The sequence below is a fragment of the Variovorax sp. CF313 genome (assembly GCF_000282635.1).
Taxonomy (GTDB): domain Bacteria; phylum Pseudomonadota; class Gammaproteobacteria; order Burkholderiales; family Burkholderiaceae_C; genus Variovorax.
The window spans coordinates 179585-200653 of record NZ_AKIW01000068.1; the positions used below are offsets into that span (position 1 = coordinate 179585).

General features: G+C 67.0%; 19 protein-coding genes and 1 tRNA gene. 18 read left to right on the forward strand and 2 right to left on the reverse strand.

Features of this window, described 5'->3' with window-relative positions; translation table 11 throughout:
- Positions 1 to 14: 14 nt before the first annotated feature.
- Entirely contained in the window at positions 15 to 881 is an 867-nt protein-coding gene (locus PMI12_RS16740) for an N-formylglutamate amidohydrolase (protein ID WP_007834726.1), read from the forward strand.
- Positions 882 to 1288: 407 nt separating this feature from the next.
- Positions 1289 to 2200 carry a helix-turn-helix transcriptional regulator gene (locus tag PMI12_RS16745; protein WP_007834728.1) on the forward strand — a complete coding sequence of 304 codons (912 nt, stop codon included), beginning with the start codon at positions 1289 to 1291 and terminating at the stop codon, positions 2198 to 2200.
- Positions 2201 to 2244: 44 nt separating this feature from the next.
- On the opposite strand, the gene PMI12_RS16750 is transcribed toward PMI12_RS16745, so the two are convergent.
- Positions 2245 to 2318: transfer RNA gene (locus PMI12_RS16750), tRNA-Gly, on the reverse strand.
- 258 nt (positions 2319 to 2576) lie between these two features.
- Here PMI12_RS16750 and PMI12_RS16755 point away from each other — a divergent pair.
- The 3 genes from PMI12_RS16755 to PMI12_RS16765 all read left to right on the forward strand — a co-directional run bounded on the left by PMI12_RS16755 (position 2577) and on the right by PMI12_RS16765 (position 4561).
- Positions 2577 to 3560, forward strand: a complete 984-nt coding sequence (locus tag PMI12_RS16755) for a JmjC domain-containing protein (protein WP_007834730.1) — start codon at positions 2577 to 2579, stop codon at positions 3558 to 3560.
- 48 nt (positions 3561 to 3608) lie between these two features.
- Complete coding sequence (locus PMI12_RS16760) at positions 3609 to 4097, forward strand: hypothetical protein (RefSeq protein WP_237726106.1); 489 nt, start codon at positions 3609 to 3611, stop codon at positions 4095 to 4097.
- A gap of 173 nt (positions 4098 to 4270) precedes the next feature.
- Positions 4271 to 4561, forward strand: coding sequence for a hypothetical protein (locus PMI12_RS16765; RefSeq protein WP_007834733.1), 291 nt, complete (start codon positions 4271 to 4273; stop codon positions 4559 to 4561).
- 244 nt (positions 4562 to 4805) lie between these two features.
- Here PMI12_RS16765 and PMI12_RS16770 read toward each other — a convergent pair whose 3' ends face one another.
- A complete protein-coding gene (locus tag PMI12_RS16770) occupies positions 4806 to 5630 on the reverse strand; it encodes a ferritin-like domain-containing protein (protein WP_007834735.1) in 825 nt (274 codons plus the stop codon).
- A gap of 248 nt (positions 5631 to 5878) precedes the next feature.
- Between PMI12_RS16770 and alaS the strand changes: the two genes are divergently transcribed.
- The 13 genes from alaS (at position 5879) to PMI12_RS16835 (ending at position 20981) form a co-directional block, all read left to right on the forward strand.
- Positions 5879 to 8503: an alanine--tRNA ligase gene (gene alaS, locus PMI12_RS16775; protein ID WP_007834745.1), complete on the forward strand. Its 2625-nt coding sequence runs from the start codon at positions 5879 to 5881 to the stop codon at positions 8501 to 8503.
- Between the two features lie 33 nt (positions 8504 to 8536).
- Positions 8537 to 9553 carry a 2-dehydropantoate 2-reductase gene (locus PMI12_RS16780; protein WP_007834747.1) on the forward strand — a complete coding sequence of 339 codons (1017 nt, stop codon included), beginning with the start codon at positions 8537 to 8539 and terminating at the stop codon, positions 9551 to 9553.
- A 53-nt stretch (positions 9554 to 9606) separates the two neighbouring features.
- On the forward strand, positions 9607 to 10866 hold the full coding sequence (locus tag PMI12_RS16785) for a D-amino acid dehydrogenase (protein ID WP_007834749.1): 1260 nt from the start codon (positions 9607 to 9609) through the stop codon (positions 10864 to 10866).
- Positions 10867 to 11047: 181 nt separating this feature from the next.
- Positions 11048 to 12031, forward strand: coding sequence for a Bug family tripartite tricarboxylate transporter substrate binding protein (locus PMI12_RS16790; protein ID WP_007834751.1), 984 nt, complete (start codon positions 11048 to 11050; stop codon positions 12029 to 12031).
- Positions 12032 to 12043: 12 nt separating this feature from the next.
- Positions 12044 to 12859: an SDR family oxidoreductase gene (locus tag PMI12_RS16795; protein WP_007834753.1), complete on the forward strand. Its 816-nt coding sequence runs from the start codon at positions 12044 to 12046 to the stop codon at positions 12857 to 12859.
- Positions 12860 to 12889: 30 nt separating this feature from the next.
- The gene (locus tag PMI12_RS16800) at positions 12890 to 13435 is read left to right on the forward strand and encodes a cupin domain-containing protein (protein ID WP_007834755.1); all 546 of its coding nucleotides are present in this window, start codon (positions 12890 to 12892) and stop codon (positions 13433 to 13435) included.
- An 11-nt stretch (positions 13436 to 13446) separates the two neighbouring features.
- On the forward strand, positions 13447 to 14307 hold the full coding sequence (locus PMI12_RS16805; protein ID WP_007834757.1) for an alpha/beta fold hydrolase: 861 nt from the start codon (positions 13447 to 13449) through the stop codon (positions 14305 to 14307).
- 41 nt (positions 14308 to 14348) lie between these two features.
- Positions 14349 to 15185, forward strand: coding sequence for an IclR family transcriptional regulator (locus PMI12_RS16810; protein WP_007834759.1), 837 nt, complete (start codon positions 14349 to 14351; stop codon positions 15183 to 15185).
- 5 nt (positions 15186 to 15190) lie between these two features.
- Positions 15191 to 16024 (forward strand): SDR family oxidoreductase, encoded by an 834-nt coding sequence (locus tag PMI12_RS16815; protein WP_042673604.1) that lies wholly within the window; start codon positions 15191 to 15193, stop codon positions 16022 to 16024.
- Positions 16017 to 17714 carry a thiamine pyrophosphate-binding protein gene (locus PMI12_RS16820; RefSeq protein WP_007834763.1) on the forward strand — a complete coding sequence of 566 codons (1698 nt, stop codon included), beginning with the start codon at positions 16017 to 16019 and terminating at the stop codon, positions 17712 to 17714. Before PMI12_RS16815 ends, PMI12_RS16820 begins: the two co-directional genes overlap by 8 nt.
- Positions 17715 to 17728: 14 nt before the next feature.
- A complete protein-coding gene (locus PMI12_RS16825; RefSeq protein WP_007834764.1) occupies positions 17729 to 18526 on the forward strand; it encodes an aspartate dehydrogenase in 798 nt (265 codons plus the stop codon).
- 8 nt (positions 18527 to 18534) lie between these two features.
- A complete protein-coding gene (locus tag PMI12_RS16830) occupies positions 18535 to 20013 on the forward strand; it encodes an aldehyde dehydrogenase (RefSeq protein WP_007834765.1) in 1479 nt (492 codons plus the stop codon).
- Positions 20010 to 20981, forward strand: coding sequence for a VOC family protein (locus tag PMI12_RS16835; RefSeq protein ID WP_007834766.1), 972 nt, complete (start codon positions 20010 to 20012; stop codon positions 20979 to 20981). Before PMI12_RS16830 ends, PMI12_RS16835 begins: the two co-directional genes overlap by 4 nt.
- Positions 20982 to 21069 lie beyond the last annotated feature (88 nt).

Here is a 21069-nt window from a genome sequence, read left to right on the forward strand (position 1 = left end):
CGGATGCGCAGGACATGCAGGGCACCGCTCCCGTCGTCGTCGTCGAGCCGCCATCCGGCGTGGCGCGGCTGCCGCTGGTGTGCGATTCGCCGCACAGCGGTACCCGCTATCCGGCGGATTTCGTCACCCGCGTGCAGTTCGCGCAACTGCGCCAGGCGGAGGACACGCACGTCGACACGCTCTGGGCCGCCGCGCCGCGCCATGGAGCGACCTTGCTGGCCGCACAGTTTCCGCGCGCCTACATCGATCCCAACAGGGCCATCGACGACCTCGACCCCGCGCTGCTCGATGGGCCCTGGCCTTCGCCGCTGAAGCCCGGCGAGAAATCGCGCCTGGGCTACGGCCTGGTCTGGAGCCGCATCGCAGCCGACCAGCCGATGTACGACCGGCCTCTGCAGCCTGCGGCGGTGCAGTCACGCATCGACGGGTTCTGGAAGCCCTACCACGCAGCGCTGTCGGCGGCAGTCGGGCGCGCGGTCGCCGACTTCGGCGCGCTTTGGCATCTCAACCTGCATTCGATGCCAAACAACGCTTATGAAAAGCTGCGCATCAAGCCGACGCGGCCGCTCGCGGACTTCGTGCTCGGCGACCGCGAGGGCACGACCTGCGAGCCCGCGCTGTTGGACGTGGTGGAAGCCACGGCGCGCGCGCATGGCTACACGGTGGCGCGCAACGATCCCTACAAGGGCGTGGCGCTGATCGGCGAGATCGGCAATCCGGCCGAGGAGCGGCACAGCCTGCAGATCGAGATCCGCCGCCCGGTTTACATGAACGAGGCGACGCGCGAACCGAACGACGGTTTCGCACCGCTGCAGCGCTGCATCGAGGCTACGATCGCCGCGGTGGCGGCGCATGTGAGGCTGCAGTTGGAGAGGAGATAGCCAGCGATGCGGCAGTCCGCAACCGTCTTACCCGATGACGCCGTTCCTGGCCGAAGCCGGCTGCAGCGCATCGAACGCGAAGAGCCTGCGGTAGTTGCCGGGCGGCTCCGGGCAAGTGCCGCGGGAGCTCTGCGAAGCACCCGCTTTCGCATGATTCGATGAGCATCTTGCATCGGTCATGCGAAGGTATTCAGTCGCCGCGCGGTGTGCGATGCCATGGTCCGCCTCGGCCCGTGCGGGCGTTGCGAATGCGCGTCTGAAGCTAAGAATTTACAAGGCGGACACCAGTGTCCTTTGTTACTTTGGCCCAGCCCGCAGCGTCGGCTGATGCATGCGGCACTTCGAACAGGCATCCCATGATTCTTGCTACCTTGTTGCAACGCGCTGCGGCATCATCGCTGTCGCAAATGCGGAATTCCGATACCGATGCGACTGCCCCCTCGAGCGACACGGCCGAACTGCCGGCAGGCGGCCCGTTTCCGCAGCTCTACTCGGAAGAGCAGCTGTACCTGCCCCCGTCGGCGGACCGGCACGCGCGGGGCGTGCCGGGCATCGTCGGCGACTTGTTGGGCGCGGGCAGCCAGGAGGAGCGCCACCACCTGATCCAGGGTGTGCTGAACGCCCTCGGCTTCGATTGGCTCGGCTACGGCACCATCACCTACCTGCGTGGACGCTGGTGGCCCCTGAGCTTCTTCACCGCCTATGCCAACCCCGAGTGGGTGCAGCGCTATTTCTCGCATCGTCTCTACGAGATGGACCTGCGCCAGCAGGGTGTTCCGGCGTCGAGCCTGCCGCTGGTGTGGGACGTCGAGCAGATCGAGTCTGCGCCTCTTTCCGCTGCCGCCTCCACGGCCGAGGACCCCGCGGGACAGCGGCAGCGCTTCGTCGACGACCTGCTTGCGAGCGGCATCCGCAGCGGGTTGATGTTCCGCCTGGCTTCGCCGACGCAGGTGAACCAGTACACCGTCATCAGCCTGCAGTCGAGCGAGCCGGGCCGCCGCTGGATCACCGACGAGGTCGTCGGGCAGGCGTTGACGGTGGGCTTGAGCCTGCACGAATACCTGTCGCGACATTCGCGCATGCCGGGCGAATCCGGCGCGGCGCGTATCGAGATATCGACGACGCAGCAATACATCCTTCAGCACTTGCTGCAGGGACGTAGCGACAAGGAGATCGCCAACCGGCTCGATCTTTCCGCCCACACGGTGGACTACCACATGCGCCAGCTGCGCCGCCGCTTCGCTGCGCGCAACCGGGTCCAGTTGGTGAACGCGGTGCAACAGGGCGACAGCGACTTCGGCGTGCTTAGCGAGACCTAGGTATTGCGAAAGTCCTTTTCGGTCGAATGCCTAGGAATCGAAAATGGAGCGGGTGAAGGGAATCGAACCCTCGTATGAAGCTTGGGAAGCTGCCGTTCTGCCATTGAACTACACCCGCGGTGGGGACGGATTCTACTGGCAGCCTGGATGCAACCTGAGGGTGGTTGGCCAAGTAATAGGATCGGACACATCGGCCGCGGCCAACTACCCAACCACCTCCTCGCTGCCATAGGGACTTTCCCGACAAGACTCCCGTTGTCAGGTGGAGGTCAGGTATTCAATTCAGCATTGAAACAGAAAGTACTACTTTCGCTCGCAGGCCTCGCCCGAGCCTCAGTTTGGCGGCAGGGGCCCAAAAAGCGATCTGGAGGGTGCGATGCGCGTGACCAACTTGAATTGGGCCGGGACTTCGGAACCGACGTTTCGCGTGTGGCCGGATGACCCTGGCGGCTTCTCCACCCAGAGGATCACGCCGATGCACCACAACTTTCACGAGCATCCCCTGTTTCAGGTGCCCGAACTCGTGAAGCTCGGGATGGAACTCTCGAAGCTGGACCAATGCAGGTTCATGAACCCGAACAGGACGGTCGCGTCCACGCTTGCGCACGACAGCCGGCATCCTGACGGGCGCAGCATCGAGGAATTCTTCCAGCGCATGGAGGAGCCGGGTTCGTCGGTTTCCTTCTACAACATCGAAGTCATTCCCCGCTATCAGGCTCTGCTGATGTCGGTGGTGAATTCGATGCGCGCTCTCGTCGAACGTGAGCAGCCGGACATCTTCAGGGTGAACGGATTCGTCTTCTTCTCTGCGCCGCCGTCCGTCACGCCCTTTCACATCGACCGAGAGAACAACTTCTGGCTGCAGTTGCATGGGCACAAGACCCTCAACGTCTGGGATCACCGCGATCGCACCATCGTGCCGGCCGATGCCGTGGAGGACTTCATCGTCACGCAGTCGCTCAAGAAAGTGCGTTTCGACGAAGCGTTCCTGCCGCGCGGGCTGGAGTTCAATGCGCAGCCAGGGGATGCCATCTATTTCCCGAGCACCTCGCCCCACATGACGAGATCCAAGGTCGACGGGGCTGGCCCAGGCGATCGCCTGTCGATTTCGATCGGGGTGACCTTCTACACCGCTGCCACGCGCGAGGTTGCCCGCATCCATCAGGTGAACCGGCTGATGCGCAAGTGCGGCCTGTCCCCCTCGTATCCGAGGGAATCGCCCACCGCGGACGCAGTCAAATCGGCCCTCGGCGGCATGGTCGGTGCAGGGCGCGCCAGGCTCGGCGCCGCGCGCGCCCGGCTCATCAGCATGACGACGGCGCGACGTTTCAAGCACACGCCGCCGCCCGGCTCCTACTGAAGAACGTGCCTGCGCCGGGCCGCTCCCTCCCGCTCGAACTGTGGTGGCATGTCCTTCGATGCCCACCCCACCGAGGAGGAGGCTGGCACCATATCGAGCATGAAATTCAAACCCACCAGGCTGGCTGTCCATCTGCTCCTCGCCGCGGCAGCCGGGTCGTGCGCCGCTGGAACGATCGTGTGCGCGCCGGCTTCGAGCAGCGCAGGGCCGGCTCCCTGGATCCGCAGGATCTCGATCGACGAGCACTCTCGCACCGTCAACATGGACGTTGTTCGCCAGAGGACGAAAGACGCGGACACCATGGGCAAGATGAGGGCCGAGCTGCTGAGCATGGACGAGACCCAGGGGGGCGAGCCGGTCTACGTGTTCAACGCCATTCCCGCCGCGAGTGACGAAGTTACGCACCTCTTCAAGCTGTTCAAGGCAGGGGAGTGGCGCCTGATACGTGCCGGGGTGACGTTCGTCGGCAAGGTGCCGGCACTGCGAACGATCGAGACAAGCACGGTCCTGGATTGCAAGCGGTCGGACTTGGGGTAGCTTCGTCGCCATCGGATCAAACAAAGAACGGACAACCTGCCACGGGCATGGAGCAGGGGCGGAAATGCCGCAACAAAAGCAGGTAACCCGAAGGTAGGCGTGTTCCGACAGACTTGAAGGCTGGCGCGGAGGAACATGACTTCCCACCGCACCCTCGCGGAAAGGAGCGTGAAATGACGTTCGACTTCTTGTTTCGCCCGACTCACACCGCGTATCTCCGGCGCGCGGCGGCACTTTTGGAAGAGGCGCAGATGGCGCGCATCGAGCATCAGGCTGCGGCAGAGCATCACAGCGCCCTCGCCAGGATGTACGCCGAACGCGTCAGGCGTCTCGAGAACGAGCTCTATCGCCAGCCGCAGAATGTGGCGCACGGAATGCCCGCCGAAGGTGCCGCCGCCGACGAGCGGCCGCAGTTGTATTCGCTGGACGGAACCCGCAAACCCGGGCTGACTTCGGCGACCTGAGCCAGGGGGCGGCCTCTGGGCCGTGCGTGGGGCGAGTCCAAAAAAATACCCGCCGAAGCGGGTACGAATAGCCCATGGAGGGGCGCTCTGGGCACTGACCGAGAGCTCTTCTTTTATGGGCCCTGTTGCGTGACAGCATCGGTATCGTCGATGCCCCCCTGGGGTCCGGGTGTCAGTCGGAAATAGGCAGTTGCCGTAGGACACTCATAAAAACGTGAACTATTTGGCAATATTTTTCCGGCCATCAGCGCAGGAACACGTGCCGCATGAACTGCATGATCGGGTACTGAATGACCGTCTGCACCTTTGCCGGTAGTTCCAGCGGCCGCATCAGCATCTTGAGCGTGTGGCCGGGGTTCAGGTTGGTGCGGATGGTGCTGTTCATGTCCGCGCTCAGTTGCTGCACGTAGGCCGTGTCGGTGGCGCGGCCGGGCGAGCGCGTCTTCACCACGTGGCGGATCGCGCAGTCGGCGTCTTCGCTCTTGAGTTCGAGCGTGCGGCGGCCGATGGTGCCCATCACGCGCAGGCGGCCCAGCTTTTCCTGCTCGCGGTAGCGGCGGAAGAAGCGGTAGAAGTGCTTGTAGTGGTTGACCTCGTCGGTCGCGATGCGGGTCGCCAGGTCCCGCAGCACGGGTTCGTCGGTGCAGCGCGCCATGGCGCGGTAGTAGGTGGCGGTGCCGGTCTCGACCACGCAGCGGGCGGTCATTTCGAGGGCGCGGGTCGGGGCCAGCAACTCGACCTTGCAGTAGGTCGCGTATTCCTCCAGGAAGCCCTGATAGGCGACATCCCATTCGAACTCCGGCCAGACGTGGCGGACATATGCGCGCAGGGCCCTGCCGTGCTGCAGTTCCTCGAGTTCCCAGTGGTTCGACAACCAGTCGGTGACCTCGTCGTCGCCCCGGAAAAAATCGACCAGATTGTGTGTGTAGAGGTCCGAGCCGCTCTCGACGAAGGAGGCGGAGGTCACCAGATAGAAGAGATTTTCGTCCGGGCGTACCCTGTCGAGCGCGATGCGCGAGAAATCCAGGTCTTCGATCTTCCAGTGCTGATCCGCCTCTTGGCTTGCCATTCGAGCTCCTTGATCTTGTGTCCGTACAAGTACGGATGGCGCCGGCCGTATTTGGTTCTCTTCTTTTGCGCCAAGTCACATATTAGCCGTGGCCTCCGGATCGTGCAGCTTGCGAGGCGGCGCGGGCGCATGGCCAAACCTATAATCGTTTGTTCAAGTAAATCAAGCAGTTAGGCCGGTTCGCCGCAGTGGGTTCGACATGAGGGTCGCCATCGCTGCGCCGCCCTCGACAGAAGACGAATCCAAAGATGAGCCAGCCCACATTCACGGTCGCGGACATCCGCAAGACCTTTCTCGATTTCTTCGCCTCCAAGGGCCATACGGTGGTGGCCTCGAGCTCGCTGGTGCCGGGCAACGACCCGACCCTCATGTTCACCAACTCGGGCATGGTCCAGTTCAAGGACGTGTTCCTGGGCGAAGACAAGCGCAACTACGTGCGCGCCGCCTCGGTCCAGGCCTGCCTGCGCGCCGGCGGCAAGCACAACGACCTCGAGAACGTGGGCTATACCGCGCGCCACCACACCTTCTTCGAGATGCTGGGCAACTGGAGCTTCGGCGACTACTTCAAGCGCGAATCGCTCAAGTGGGCCTTCGAGCTGCTGACCGAGGTCTACAAGCTGCCGGCCGAGAAGCTCTGGGCCACCGTCTACATCGAAGACGACGAGGCCTACGACATCTGGACCAAGGAAATCGGCCTGCCGCCCGAGCGCGTGGTGCGCATCGGCGACAACAAGGGCGGCCGCTACATGTCCGACAACTTCTGGATGATGGCCGACACCGGCCCGTGCGGCCCGTGCTCCGAGATCTTCTTCGACCACGGCCCCGAGATCCCCGGCGGCCCGCCCGGCTCGCCCGACGAAGACGGCGACCGCTACATCGAGATCTGGAACAACGTGTTCATGCAGTTCGACATGCAGCCCGACGGCTCGGTCAAGAAACTGCCCGCACCCTGCGTCGACACCGGCATGGGCCTGGAACGGCTGGCCGCGATCCTGCAGCACGTGCACAGCAACTACGAGATCGACATCTTCGACGCGCTCATCAAGGCGGCCGGCCGCGAGACCGGCACGCAGGACCTCGCGAACAACTCGCTCAAGGTGATTGCCGACCACATCCGCGCCACCTCGTTCCTGGTGGCCGACGGCGTGATCCCGTCGAACGAAGGCCGCGGCTACGTGCAGCGCCGCATCATTCGCCGTGCCATTCGCCACGGCTACAAGCTGGGGCAGAAGAAACCCTTCTTTCACAAGCTGGTGCCTGACCTCGTGAAGCTCATGGGTGATGCGTACCCCAAGCTGGTGGCCGATGAGAAGCGCATCACCGATACGCTGAAGGCCGAGGAAGAGCGCTTCTTCGAGACGCTGGCCAACGGCATGGAAATCCTCGACGCGGCGCTGGCCGGTGGTGCCAAGGTGCTGCCGGGCGAAGTCGCCTTCAAGCTGCACGACACCTATGGCTTCCCGCTCGACCTGTCGGCCGACGTGTGCCGCGAGCGTGGCGTGAGCGTCGACGAGGCCGGCTTCAACGCCGCCATGGAAAAGCAGAAAGCTGCGGGCCGCGCCGCCGGCAAGTTCAAGATGGACCGCAACGTCGAATACGCCGGTGCGGGCAACACCTTCACCGGCTACGACCACCTCGAAGAAAACGCCAAGGTCGTGGCGCTGTACTTCGAAGGCGCTGCCGTTCAGGAACTGAAGGAAGGCCAACCCGGCATCGTGGTGCTCGACACCACGCCTTTCTATTCCGAGAGCGGCGGCCAGGTCGGCGACCAGGGCGTGCTCGTTGCCGAAGGCGTGCAGTTCGGCGTGGAAGACACGCAGAAGATCAAGGCCGACGTGTTCGGCCACCACGGCACCCAGACGCAGGGCACGCTGAAGGTCGGCGACGCGGTCAAGGCCGCGGTCGACACCGCGCGCCGCGCCGCCACCATGCGCAACCACAGCGTCACCCACTTGATGCACAAGGCCCTGCGCGAAGTGCTGGGCGACCATGTGCAGCAGAAGGGCTCGCTGGTCGATGCCGACAAAACGCGCTTCGACTTCGCGCACAACGCGCCCGTCTCGCACGACCAGATCGTCGAGATAGAGAAGCGCGTCAACGCCGAGATCCTCGCCAACGCGCCGACCCAGGCCCGCGTGATGGACATGGAGTCGGCCCAGAAGACCGGCGCCATGATGCTGTTCGGCGAGAAGTACGGCGAGACCGTGCGCGTGCTCGACATCGGCACGAGCCGCGAACTCTGCGGCGGCACCCACGTGGGCCGCACGGGCGACATCGGCCTCTTCAAGATCGTCAGCGAAGGCGGCGTGGCCGCCGGCGTGCGACGCATCGAGGCCGTTACGGGTGCCAACGCGCTCACCTACCTGCAGGACCTCGAATCGACCGTGCACAGCGTGGCCGCCACGCTCAAGTCGCCGGCCGCCGAGCTGCAGGGCCGGCTCACGCAGGTGCTGGAGCAGGTGAGGGCGCTCGAACGCGAAGTGGGGGCGCTCAAGGGCAAGCTCGCGTCGTCGAAGGGCGACGAGCTCGTCTCGCAGGCCGTGGACGTCAACGGCATCAAGGTGCTCGCGGCCAAGCTCGACGGCGCCGACGCCAAGACGCTGCGCGACACCATGGACAAGCTCAAGGACAAGCTCAAGACGGCCGCCATCGTGCTGGCCGCCGTCGACGGTGACAAGGTGCAGATCGCGGCCGGCGTCACGGCCGACAGCGTGGGCAAGGTCAAGGCCGGCGAGCTGGTCAACTTCGTGGCCCAGCAGGTCGGCGGCAAGGGCGGCGGCAAGGCCGACTTGGCCATGGCCGGCGGCACCAACGCGGCGGGCCTTGCGGCCGCGCTGCAGTCGGTGCAGGCCTGGGTTGCGGAACGCGCCTGACCATCCACCCGTCTCGACCCGCACAAGCACTTCATGCCAGACGCAATCCCCGGTGAAGTGCTCGTGATGGGGGCGGGCACCATCGGGTGCTTCATCGGCGGCAGCCTTGCAGCGGCCGGCGTGCCCGTCACTTTCGTCGGACGTCCGCGCATGCTGGACAAGCTCGCGGCGCATGGCCTGACGCTCACCGACATCGACGGGGCGACGCGCAGGCTGCCTGCCGAGAAATTGCGGCTGTGCGACCAGGTCCCGGTGGGTGCGCGGCCTTCGCTGGTGCTGCTGTGCGTGAAGAGCGGCGCCACTGCCGCGGCGGCCGGCGAGCTGGCTTTTGCATTGCCCGCGGGCACTACGGTGGTCTCGCTGCAGAACGGCATCTCCAATTCCGCGGCCGCATCGCAGACCGGCCCCTCGCTGAATGTGCGGGCCGGCATGGTGCCGTACAACGTGGCCGAGATCGGCCCCGGCGCCTTCCATCGCGGCACCGCTGGCCGGCTGGCCGCGGAAGACGATGCGGCGCTGCGACCCTGGCTGCCCGTGTTCGAGCGCGCCGGCGTGCCGCTCGACCTGCATGCCGACCTGCTGCCCGTGCAGTGGGGCAAGCTGATGCTCAACCTCAACAATTCGGTCAACGCGCTCTCGGGCCTGCCGCTGCGCGAAGAGCTGATGCTGCGCGGCTATCGCCGCTGCTTCGCGTCGCTGATCGAGGAGGCGTTGGACATCCTCAAGGTCGCGGGCATTGCACCGGCGCAGGTCGCTGCCGTTCCGGCGCACCGGCTGGTCAACCTGCTGCGCCTGCCCGACTGGCTGTTTCGCATCGTTGCGGCGCGCATGCTGCGCATCGATGCCAAGGCCCGCTCCAGCATGGCCGACGACTTGGCGCTGGGCCGCCGCACCGAGATCGACTCGCTCAGCGGCGAGGTCGTGCGCCTCGCGCAGGAGCACGGCCTGAGCGCGCCGCGCAATGCGCGCATGGTCTCGCTGCTCGAGGCCTGGCCGCAGAGCCCCAAGCGCTGGACGGCACGGCAATTGCAGGATGCGCTCGGCCTGTAGCGCTTAGCCTGTACCCTCGGCTGCGTTGCAGCAGCTTTCAAAGGGTTGTTCTCATGCAGGTCCTGATTCTCGGCAGCGGTGTCATTGGCACCTCGATGGCTTACTACCTGGCGCGTGCCGGGCACGAGGTGACGGTGTTGGAGCGCCAGCCGGCGCCCGCGCTCGAAACCAGCTTCGGCAACGCGGGCGAAGTCTCGCCCGGCTACTCGGCGCCGTGGGCCGGGCCAGGCGTGCCGGTCAAGGCCATCAAGTGGATGCTGATGCAGCACAGCCCGCTGGTCATCAAGCCGATGCTCGATCCGGCCATGTGGCGCTGGGGCCTTGCGATGCTGCGCAACTGCACGCAGGCGCGCTACGAGGTCAACAAGGGCCGCATGGTGCGGCTCGCCGAGTACAGCCGCGATTGCCTGAAGGCCCTGCGCGCCGACACCGGCATCGCCTACGACGAGCGCATGCAGGGCACGCTGCAGTTGTTCCGCACGCAGCACCAACTCGACGGCACCTCGAAAGACGTCGAAGTGCTCAAGGCCTCCGGCGTGCCCTACCAGGTGCTCGACCGCGAAGGCTGCGTGCAGTACGAGCCCGCGCTTGCATCGGTGAAGGACAAGTTCGTGGGCGGCCTGCGCCTGCCGGGCGACGAGACCGGCGATTGCTTCAAGTTCACGCAGGCACTCGCCAGGCTGGCGGAAGCCGAGGGTGTGAAGTTCAGGTTCGGCGTGAACATCCAGGCCCTCGAGCACGATGCAGTCAAGGGCGTGACGGCTGTGCGCACCGATGCCGGTAGCTTCACCGCCGAGCGCTACGTGGTCGCGCTCGGCAGCTACTCGCCCGCGCTGGTCAGGCCGCTGGGCATTCGCCTGCCGGTATATCCGGTCAAGGGCTTCTCGATCACCGTGCCCATCTCCGATGCCGGCGGCGCGCCCGAGTCGACCGTAATGGACGAGACCTTCAAGGTGGCCGTCACGCGGCTTGGCAACCGCATCCGCGTGGGCGGCACCGCGCAGCTCTCGGGCTTCGACCTGCGCCTGGACGCGCGTCGGCGTGACACGCTCGAACACGTCGTGACCGACCTGTTCCCCAGGGGCGGCAACGTGCGCGACGCCTCCTTCTGGACCGGCCTGCGCCCCATGACGCCCGACGGCACGCCGGTGATCGGCGCCACCCGCATTCCCAACCTGATGCTGAGCACCGGCCACGGCACCCTTGGCTGGACCATGGCGGCCGGCACCGGCCGCGTGATGGCCGACCTGATCGCGGGCCGGGCGCCAGAGATCGACATGGAAGGTCTCACCGTGGCGCGCTACGGCGGCTGAAGCGGCAACCGCGCTTTCCAATCCCGCAGGGCGGCCCGCAAAGGCCGCCCTGTTTTCGTTGTGTCACAGAGATCAGGGTTTGTACTTAGTCATGAAGTTGTCTTCCTCGGTATTCTTCGTGGCGTTCCATTAATAAATCGTTGTTTCTTTAGTGAAACAAAACCACGATCCAAAGAACCCGATGAAACACACACGCCGCCATGCCTTTGCCGCTGCCATTTCCCTGGCGGCCGCTTGCGCCACCGGACTCGCCTGGGCAGAAAGCTACCCGAGCAAGCCGATCACCCTGGTCGTTGCCTATCCGGCCGGTGGCGACACCGACGCATTGGCGCGGCTTTTCGCCGAAAAGCTGTCGACGCGCGTCGGCCAGCCCGTGGTGGTCGACAACCGCCCCGGCGCCAGCGGCATCATCGGCAGCGCCTACGTGTCGAAGGCAGCGCCCGACGGGTACACGCTGCTGCTAGCGCCCAGCACCTTCTCGATCGCGCAGCTGGTGCTGAAGACAAACGGCTCCGCGGGCTACGACGTGCTGAACGGCTTTACGCCGATCGTGCAGACGGGCAGCCAGCCGCTGTTTCTCGTGGCCGCCGGCAGCAGCGGCTTCGCGAGCGTGAAGGATGCGGTGGCCGCTGCGAAGGACGGCAAGTCGCTGAGCTATGCGAGCCCGGGCAGCGGCTCGCCGATGCACATCCTCGGCGAGATGTTCGCCCGCACCTCGGGCGCGAGCCTCTCGCACGTGCCCTACAAGGGCGTGGCACCCGCCATCAACGATGTGCTCGGCGGCCACGTGCCGGTCACCTTCATCACGCTGGGCCCGGTGGCGCCGTACATCCCCAACGGCAAGCTGCGCCCGCTGGCAGTGGCCTCGGCCCAGCGCTCGCCGCTCGCACCCAACGTGCCGACGCTGGCGGAGATGGGCTACAAGGACGTCGAGGTCACGGCCTGGAACGGCCTGTGGGGCCCGCGCAACCTGCCGCCCGAGATCGTGAAGATGCTCAACGGCCACTTCAACGAGATCCTCAGGATGCCCGACATTGCAGCACGCATGGCGGTGCTCGGCACCACGCCCGTGGGGGGCGAGGCCGGCGTGCTCGGCAAGACCAACGCCGCCGACTACACGCGCTTCGGCAAGGTCATCAAGGAGCTCGGCATCCAGGCCGACTGAACCACGCATCCCATGTCCGAACTCAAAGCCATTCCCGATCCTTCGAGCCTGCAGGCACTGCTGGCCGAACTGCCCGCCAACCTGCTGGCGGGCCGCCGCATCCTCGTGACCGGCGGCGCGCGCGGCCTCGGGCTTGCCTTCGCGCAGTGCATCGCCGCGGCGGGCGCGAGCGTGGTGCTGGCCGACATCCTGGGCGAGCTGGCCGACACCGAAGCGCAGGCGCTGCGCAAAGCGGGCCGCATCGCCCACGCGCTGCCGGTCGACCTGTCGAATCCGGGCTCCATCGTGGCCTGCGCCACCGAAGCTGTTCGACTGCTCGGCGGCCTCGACGGCCTCGTGAACAACGCCGCCATCACCAACTCGGGCGGGCGCGACGCACACCAGCTCGAGATCGACATGTGGGACCGCGTGATGGACGTCAACGTGCGCGGCAGCTGGCTCATGGGCCGCGCCTGCCGGCCCGCACTGGCCGAAAGCGGCCGCGGCGCCATCGTCAACCTCGCGTCCGACACCGCGCTGTGGGGCGCGCCCAACCTGCTGGCCTATGCGTCGAGCAAGGGCGCCGTCATTGCCATGACCCGTTCGCTGGCACGCGAATGGGGCGGCGACAACATCACCGTCAACGCCGTGGCGCCTGGCCTCACGCTGGTCGAGGCCACCGAGTACGTGCCGATGGCGCGCCACCAGAAATACCTCGAAGGCCGCGCCATCCCGCGCGAGCAGCAGGCCGCCGACGTGTGCGGCGCGACCCTGTTCCTGCTCTCCGGCCTCTCGCGCTTCGTGACCGGCCAACTGCTTGCCGTCAACGGCGGCTTTGCGATGCACTGAACGAATTTTTCCGACCAAGGAGTACACCTGATGAGCGATCTGTCCGAACAGCAAAAGATCACCGATGGCAACAGCAGCCTGGCGCAGCCCGAAGGCGCGAGCCTCGCGGAGTGGATGAACACCCGCATCGCACGCTACGAAACCCGCAAGTACGACTGGGATGCGCTGAAGTTCCAGGCCGACTTCGACCCCAAGTTCCGCCGCGCCCAGATGCGCTACGTGGGCACGGGCGGCACCGGCGTTGCGAAGGACGTCAACACCGTGCCCGCCGAGCACTTCACCTTCTCGACCATGGTGATCCCCGCCGGCCACGAAGGACCGCCGCACCTGCACACCGACGTGGAAGAAGTGTTCTTCCTGATCCGCGGCAAGCTCAAGGTGGTGATCGAGAAAGACGGCGAGCGCTTCGAGACCATCATGACCGACCGTGACCTGATCTCGGTGCCGCCCGGCGTGTACCGCGAGGAGATCAACATCGGCGACGAAGACGCGCTGATGTGCGTGATGCTCGGCGCGAAGAAGCCGGTCACGCCGACGTACCCTGCCGATCACCCGCTGGCCAAGATCAAGCGCTGAGCGAGCCGGCCATGAACGACGCCATCGCTTCCGACCTGCCGACCTTGCCAGCCTCCGAGCTGGCCCGGCTCGACGCCCGCTTTCCGGCCCGCCATGTGGGCGTGGGCGGCGGTGCCGTCGTGTCGGTGCGCGAATGCGGTCAGGGCCCGGTGGCCGTGTGCCTGCACGGCATCGGCTCGGGTGCGGCGTCGTGGCTCGACACCGCCGCGCTGCTGGCGTCGCAGGCCCGCCTGATCGCGTGGGACGCGCCGGGCTACGGCGAATCGACGCCGCTCGAAGCCACCGCACCGACTGCCGCCGACTACGCGGCGCGGCTGAGCGCCTTGCTGGACGCACTCGCCATCGATTCGTGCGTACTCGTCGGCCATTCGCTGGGCGCAATCACCGCCGCATCGGCCGCACGCACAGATTCGCGCATCCGCCGCCTCGTGCTCGTCAGCCCCGCCATCGGCTACGGCGCGCCGTCCCGCGCGGAAGCCCGCGCCAAGGTCCGCACCGAACGCCTCGCCACACTCGACGAACTCGGCATCGCCGGCATGGCCGCGAAGCGTGCGGGCCGGCTCGTGTCCGACAAGGCGAGCGACCACGCCCGCCGGTGGGTGCGCTGGAACATGGCCCGCCTCAACGACCATGGCTACCGCCAGGCCGTCGAGCTGCTGTGCAACGCCGACCTGCTGGCCGACCTGCCGCCGCCGATGCCGGTGCGCGTGGCCTGCGGCGCGCTCGACGTGGTCACGCCGCCGGCGTCGTGCGCCGAGGTCGCGCGCCAGTGCGGCGTGACGCTCGAATTGTTGGACGATGCGGGGCACGCCGGCTATGTGGAGCAACCGCAGGCCGTTGCCACGCTGCTGCGCGAATCGCTCGCCGGTTGACCGCAATACACACAGACAAGAAATTCAAGGAAAGAACAGGCATGGCCACCAACGACAACGAGGCGATGGAAGAGGGCGCCGACCGCTACAACGTGCCGGCGCTGGAGCGCGGCCTGCGCCTGCTGTGCGAGTTCAGCCGCGAGAGCCGCACGCTCTCCGCCCCCGAACTGGCCCGCCGCTTCGACCTCCCGCGCTCGACCGTGTTCCGCCTACTCACCACGCTGGAGAACATGGGCTTTCTGGAACGCGCCGAGGGCGGGCGCGACTATCGCCTGGGCCTGGCCGTGCTGCGCCTGGGCTTCGAATACCTCGCGTCGCTGGAACTCACGCAACTCGGCACGCCGCTGCTCAACCGCCTGTGCGACGAACTGCGCACGCCCTGCAACCTGGTGGTGCGCGACGGCCGCTCCATCGTCTACGTGGCCAAGGTCGCGCCGCCTACGCCTTTCGCCAGCTCGGTGACGGTGGGCACGCGGCTGCCGGCCCATGCCACGGTGCTCGGCCGCATCCTGCTCGAAGACCTCACGCTGCCGCAGCTGCGCGCGCTCTACCCCGAGGACAAGCTCGAAACCTTCTCGCCGAGCACGCCCAAGACCGTGAACGAACTCTTCGACATGGTGCAGGCCGACCGCCAGCGCGGCTATGTGCTGGGCGAGGGCTTCTTCGAATCGAACATCTCCAGCATCGCCGCACCGGTGCGCGACCACAGCGGCCACATCGTGGCGGCGCTGGGAGCCACCGTCACCTCGGACCACATCGACGAGAGCCGCATGGACGAGATGGTGCTGCGCGTGCGCGGCACGGCCGACGAGATCTCGGGCCTGCTGAACTATTCGCCCGCGCGCGCTGCAAAAGTGGTGCCGCTTCGCAGCGCATGACGATCATGAAGACGCATTCTTCTTCCCTCCTTGCCGCCGACGCATTGGCCGGGCGCGTGGCCGTGGTCACGGGCGGCTCGTCGGGCATCGGCCTCGCGACCGTCGAGCTGCTGCTCGGCTGCGGTGCGGCCGTTGCGCTGTGTGGCCGCAATGCCGAACGGCTCGACGCGGCCGTGGCCGGCCTGCGCAAGCAGCACCCGGACGCGAAACTCTTCGCGCAGGCCTGCGACGTGCTCGACGCCAAATCGGTCAAGGCATTTGCCGCCGCCAGCGAGGCCGCGCTCGGGCCGGCCTCGATGCTCGTCAACAACGCAGGGCAGGGCCGCGTCTCCACCTTCGCCGACACCGACGATGCGGCCTGGACCGAAGAGCTCAACCTGAAGTTCTTCTCCGTCATCAATCCCACGCGTGCCTTCCTGCCGCAGCTCGAGGCGCAGCGCGCGGTGCTGGGCGACGCCTCCATCGTCTGCGCGAACTCGCTGCTCGCGCGCCAGCCCGAGCCGCACATGGTCGCGACCTCGGCCGCGCGCGCCGGCCTGCTGAACCTCGTGCGCTCGATGGCCACCGAGTTCGCGCCGCAGGGCGTGCGCGTCAACGGCATCCTGATCGGCCTCGTCGAGTCCGGCCAGTGGCGCCGCCGCTTCGAGGCGCGCGAAGACAGGTCGCAGGACTGGGCCGCCTGGAGCGGCCAACTGGCGAAGAACAAACACATCCCGCTGGGTCGCCTGGGGCTTCCGACCGAAGCCGCGCGCGCGATCCTTTTTCTTGCTTCGCCCCTCGCGTCGTACACGACGGGCAGCCACATCGACATTTCCGGAGGCCTTTCGCGCCATGCATAACCCCAACAAAACCGTCACGGTCGGCGCAGTCGTTGCCGCCTTCCTCGAGCAGTGCGGCGTCAAGGCTGCCTTTGGCGTGATCTCGATCCATAACATGCCGATCCTTGATGCCTTCGCGCAGCGCGGCACGATCCGCTTCATCTCGGCGCGGGGCGAGGCGGGCGCGGGCAACATGGCCGATGCCTATGCGCGCTCCACCGCCAGCCTGGGCGTGTGCATCACCAGCACGGGCCCGGCCGCGGGCAACATCGCGGGCAGCATGGTCGAGGCACTGACGGCGGGTGCGCCGCTCCTGCACATCACCGGGCAGATCGAGACGCCGTACCTGGACAAGGGCATGTCGTACATCCACGAGGCGCCCGACCAGCTCACCATGCTCAAGGCCGTGTCGAAGGCCGCGCTGCGTGTGCGCAGCATCGAGACGGTGCTCGGCACGCTCAAGCGCGCGGTGCAGCTTGCGCTGACCGCACCCACCGGTCCGGTCAGCGTGGAGATTCCGATCGACATCCAGTCGGCGCTGACGACCATGCCGGCCGACCTGTCGCCGCTGCCCATCGAGCGGCCGGTGCCCTCGGCCGCCGCGCTCGACGCGCTGGCCGCGCGCCTCGTCGTTGCCAAGCGCCCGATGCTGTGGGTCGGCGGCGGTGCACGCCACGCCCGCGCCGCCATCCAGCGCCTGCAGAAGCTGGGCTTCGGCGTCGTCACCACGACGCAGGGCCGCGGCACGGTACCCGAGGACGATGCCGGCTCGCTCGGCGCCTACAACATCCAGAAGCCGGTCGAGGCCCTCTACCAGACCTGCGATGCGATGCTCGTGGTCGGTTCGCGCCTGCGCGGCAATGAGACGCTGAAGTACGAACTGAAGCTGCCGCATCCGCTGTACCGCATCGACGCCGATGCCGCCGCCGAGGGCCGCTGCTACGCGTCCGAGGCCTTCGTCTGCGGCGATTCCGCGCTGGCCCTCGACGGCCTGGCCGACCGCCTCGAAGCCGCCAAGTACAAGGCCGACCCGCAGCTGCTGGTCGACCTGCGCACCGCGCACGACCAGGCGGTCGCCACGCTGCGCGACGGCCTCGGCCCGTACGCCGAACTCGTGCGCCAGATCCAATTGGTGGCCGGCCGCAAGTTCAACTGGGTGCGCGACGTCACCGTTTCCAACAGCACCTGGGGCAACCGTGAACTGCGCGTCTTCGAACCCAGCGCCGGCGTGCATGCCACGGGCGGCGGCATCGGCCAGGGGATGCCCATGGCCATCGGCGCGGCCATCGGCGCGGCGGTGACGGGCTCGGGCCGCAAGACCTTCTGCCTGGCCGGCGACGGCGGCTTCATCCTGAACCTGGGTGAACTGGCCTGCATGGTGCAGGAGAAGGCGCCCATGGTGATCGTGCTCATGAACGACAAGAGCTACGGCGTCATCAAGAACATCCAGGACGCCCAGTACGGCGGCCGCCAGTGCTATGCCGAGCTGCACACGCCCGACTACGACCTGCTGTGCAAGTCGATCGCGCTGCCGCACGCCCGCGTGCAGGACCTTGCCGATCTGCCGGCCCGCCTGGACGAGGCGCTGGCCGCCAACGGCCCGTTCCTGCTGGAGATCGACATGCTGTCGATCGGCGGTTTCAAGACCACCTTCGCCGGCCCGCCGACCAACACGGTCACGCAGATTCCTGCGCTCGGCGCGGCCAAGTGAGCGGAGCCTTTCCCATGCCCGCCATCACGCGCATTGCACTCATCGGCTGCGGAGCCATCGGCACCTCGGTGCTCGAACTGCTCCGGGGCGATCCGGCCCTCGAGGTTGTGGCCATCGTCGTGCCCGCGGAGGGCGTCGCCGCCGCGCAGAAGGCCGCGCCCGACGCACAGGTGGGCAGCGCCGTGCCCGCCGCCGGCATCGACCTCGTGGTCGAGACGGCCGGCCATGCCGCCATCGAAGAGCACGTGCTGCCTGCGCTGGCACGCGGCACGCCCTGCGTGGTGGCGTCTGTGGGCGCGCTGTCGGCCACAGGCTTCGCCGAGAAGCTCGAGGCCGCCGCCATTGCCGGCAACACGCAGGTGCAGCTGATTCCCGGTGCCATCGGCGCCATCGACGCGCTCGCCGCGGCCCGCATCGGCGGCCTCGACAGCGTGCGCTACACCGGCCGCAAGCCGCCGCAGGCCTGGAAGGGCACGCCGGCCGAGCAGGGCCGCGACCTCGACAGGCTGGCGCAGGAAACCGTGATCTTCGAAGGTAGTGCGCGCGAAGCGGCCCTGCTGTTTCCGAAGAACGCCAACGTCGCGGCCACCGTCTCGCTCGCGGGGCTCGGCCTGGACAAGACGCTGGTGCGCCTCATTGCGGACCCTGCCACCACCGAGAACGTGCACACCGTCGAAGCCGAAGGCGCCTTCGGCAGCTTCGAGCTGACCATGCGCAACAAGCCGCTCGCGGCCAATCCCAAGACCTCGGCGCTGACCGTGTACAGCGCCGTGCGCGCGCTGCGCAACCGCGTTGCCGCGCTCGCCATCTGAGTCACCCCATGATTTCTTCCGAACTTCTCCCGATCTGCATCGCCGGCGAATGGCGCCTGGGCGGCGGCGACGTGTACGAGAGCCTTTATCCGGCCACCGGCGAACCCATCGCACGCCTGAAGGCCGCGAGCCTCGCCGATGTCGAGGAGGCCATCACCCGTGCCGACCACGCGTTCCGCACCAGTGGCTGGGCCCAGCGCCTGCCGCACGAGCGCGCCGCCGTGCTGCACCGCGTGGCGCAGCTGATCCGCGAAGAGGGCGAGTCGCTCGCGCAGAAGCAGCGCCTGGACAACGGCAAGCCGATCAGCGAAACGCGCAACCTCGTGGCCAGTGCCGCGGGCACCTTCCAGTTCTTCGCGGCAGCGCTCGAGACGCTGGAAGAAACCATCACCCCTTCGCGCGGCGCCTTCGTCACGATGAGCGTGCACGAGCCGATGGGTGTGGTTGCGGCCATCACGCCGTGGAACTCGCCCATTGCGAGCGAAGCCCAGAAGCTCGCGCCCGCGCTCGCAGCCGGCAACGCGGTGGTCGTGAAGCCCGCCGAAGTCACGCCGCTGATGGCGCTGGAGCTGGCGCGCATCTGCGAGCAGGCCGGCGTGCCGAAAGGCATCGTGAGCGTGCTGCCGGGCAGGGGCTCGGTCATCGGCGATGCGATCACCAAGCATCCGCTGGTCAAGCGCGTGTCGTTCACGGGTGGCACCACCACCGGCAAGCACATCGCGCACATCGCGGCCGACAAGATGATGCCGGTGTCGCTGGAGTTGGGCGGCAAGTCGCCCACCATGGTGCTCGACGACGCAGACCTCGACCATGCGGTGAACGGCGTGCTGTACGGCATCTTCAGTTCGTCGGGCGAGTCGTGCATCGCGGGTTCGCGCCTGTTCGTGGCGCGCGGCATCTACGACGAGTTCCTCACGCGGCTGGCCGAAGGCGCCAATGCATTGCGCGTGGGCGATCCGGCCTCGGAGCGCACGCAGATGGGGCCGCTCATCACGGCGAAGCACCGCGAGGGCATCGAGCGCTATGTGGATCTGGGCGTGTCCGAAGGCGGGCGCATCCGCACCGGTGGTGTCCGGCCCCATGGCGATGTCTACGACAACGGCTACTTCTACAAGCCGACCATCATCGAGGGCCTCGACAACAGTGCGCGCATCAGCCAGGAAGAGATCTTCGGCCCGGTGCTCGTCGCGATGCCCTTCGACAACGAGGAAGAGCTGATCGCGCAGGCCAACGACAGCGTCTACGCGCTGGCCGCCGGCGTCTGGAGCCGCGACTTCAAGCGCGCCTGGAAGCTCGGCCGCGCGGTGCAGGCCGGCACGGTCTGGGTCAACACCTACAAGCAGTTCTCCGTGTCCACGCCGTTCGGCGGCTGGCGCGACAGCGGCCTGGGCCGAGAGAAGGGCCGCGAAGGCATCTTCCAGTACATGGAGCAGAAGAGCATGTACTGGGGCACGAACGAACAACCCTTGTCGTGGGCACTGACATGAGCGTACTTGGCATCGACCAGATCACCTACGGGGCGGACGACCTGCCCGCCTGCCGCCAGTTCTTCCAGGACTGGGGCCTTGCATTGAAGTCGGAGGCCGCCGACGAACTCGTCTTCGAGTGTCTCAATGGCTGCAAAGTCGTCGTTGCGGCGTTGGACAAGCCCGGCCTGCCGCCCGCGATGGAAGAGGGCCCGACGCTGCGCGAAGTGGTGTGGGGCGTGGAGAGCGACGCCGACCTGGACCGCTACGCCGCCGCCATCGCGCAGGACCCGGCCTTCACCGACAGCACCGTCGACGGCGCACGCCGCATCGGCTGCATCGACCCCAACGGCCTCGCCGTGCGCCTGCAGGTCAGCCGCAAGCATGCCGTCGACGTCGAATGCGGCGCCATGAACACCTGGAACGCCAAGCCGCGCATCAACCAGGCCGCACCCATCTACGAACGCGCGACGCCCATCGAGGTCGGCCACGTCGTGTTCTTCGTGAGCGACGTGAAGGCCACCAGCGCGTTCTATGCGCAGCGCTTCGGCTTCGTCTCGTCCGACAGCTATCCAAACCGCGGCGCCTTCATGCGCTGCGCGGCGGAGGGTGGCCACCACGACCTGTTCCTGCTGCAGATTCCTTCGGGCAAGCGCGGGCTCAACCACGTGGCCTTCACCGTGCGCGACATCCACGAGGTGTTCGGCGGCGGCTTGCATTTCTCGCGCCGCGGCTGGGAAACCCAGCTCGGCCCGGGCCGTCACCCGGTGTCTTCGGCGTACTTCTGGTACTTCAAGAACCCGGCCGGCGGATTGATCGAGTACTACGCCGACGAAGACCAGCTCACCGCCGACTGGCAGCCGCGCGAGTTCGAGCCCGGCCCCACGGTGTTCGCCGAATGGGCGGTCGATGGCGGCCTCGACGGCAACACGCGGCGCCAGAAGAACGCGGAAGGCCCCAAAGGTGCCTTTCTCACCGAGAAGAAATAGACCTATGCTCACCCCCAGTCTTCGCGCACTTCGTGTCGCTTCGCCAACCCCCTTCCAGGGGGCAACACCAGCGGCCCGGCAAAGCCGG

Excerpts from the sequence above, each read along its gene's own strand:
- PMI12_RS16740 (WP_007834726.1), top strand. The coding sequence starts at position 15 with ATGCAGGGCACCGCTCCCGTCGTCGTCGTCGAGCCGCCATCCGGCGTG.
- PMI12_RS16745 (WP_007834728.1), top strand. The coding sequence starts at position 1,289 with ATGCGGAATTCCGATACCGATGCGACTGCCCCCTCGAGCGACACGGCC.
- PMI12_RS16755 (WP_007834730.1), top strand. The coding sequence starts at position 2,577 with ATGCGCGTGACCAACTTGAATTGGGCCGGGACTTCGGAACCGACGTTT.
- PMI12_RS16760 (WP_237726106.1), top strand. The coding sequence starts at position 3,609 with ATGTCCTTCGATGCCCACCCCACCGAGGAGGAGGCTGGCACCATATCG.
- PMI12_RS16765 (WP_007834733.1), top strand. The coding sequence starts at position 4,271 with ATGACGTTCGACTTCTTGTTTCGCCCGACTCACACCGCGTATCTCCGG.
- PMI12_RS16770 (WP_007834735.1), bottom strand. The coding sequence starts at position 5,630 with ATGGCAAGCCAAGAGGCGGATCAGCACTGGAAGATCGAAGACCTGGAT.
- alaS (WP_007834745.1), top strand. The coding sequence starts at position 5,879 with ATGAGCCAGCCCACATTCACGGTCGCGGACATCCGCAAGACCTTTCTC.
- PMI12_RS16780 (WP_007834747.1), top strand. The coding sequence starts at position 8,537 with ATGCCAGACGCAATCCCCGGTGAAGTGCTCGTGATGGGGGCGGGCACC.
- PMI12_RS16785 (WP_007834749.1), top strand. The coding sequence starts at position 9,607 with ATGCAGGTCCTGATTCTCGGCAGCGGTGTCATTGGCACCTCGATGGCT.
- PMI12_RS16790 (WP_007834751.1), top strand. The coding sequence starts at position 11,048 with ATGAAACACACACGCCGCCATGCCTTTGCCGCTGCCATTTCCCTGGCG.
- PMI12_RS16795 (WP_007834753.1), top strand. The coding sequence starts at position 12,044 with ATGTCCGAACTCAAAGCCATTCCCGATCCTTCGAGCCTGCAGGCACTG.
- PMI12_RS16800 (WP_007834755.1), top strand. The coding sequence starts at position 12,890 with ATGAGCGATCTGTCCGAACAGCAAAAGATCACCGATGGCAACAGCAGC.
- PMI12_RS16805 (WP_007834757.1), top strand. The coding sequence starts at position 13,447 with ATGAACGACGCCATCGCTTCCGACCTGCCGACCTTGCCAGCCTCCGAG.
- PMI12_RS16810 (WP_007834759.1), top strand. The coding sequence starts at position 14,349 with ATGGCCACCAACGACAACGAGGCGATGGAAGAGGGCGCCGACCGCTAC.
- PMI12_RS16815 (WP_042673604.1), top strand. The coding sequence starts at position 15,191 with ATGAAGACGCATTCTTCTTCCCTCCTTGCCGCCGACGCATTGGCCGGG.
- PMI12_RS16820 (WP_007834763.1), top strand. The coding sequence starts at position 16,017 with ATGCATAACCCCAACAAAACCGTCACGGTCGGCGCAGTCGTTGCCGCC.
- PMI12_RS16825 (WP_007834764.1), top strand. The coding sequence starts at position 17,729 with ATGCCCGCCATCACGCGCATTGCACTCATCGGCTGCGGAGCCATCGGC.
- PMI12_RS16830 (WP_007834765.1), top strand. The coding sequence starts at position 18,535 with ATGATTTCTTCCGAACTTCTCCCGATCTGCATCGCCGGCGAATGGCGC.
- PMI12_RS16835 (WP_007834766.1), top strand. The coding sequence starts at position 20,010 with ATGAGCGTACTTGGCATCGACCAGATCACCTACGGGGCGGACGACCTG.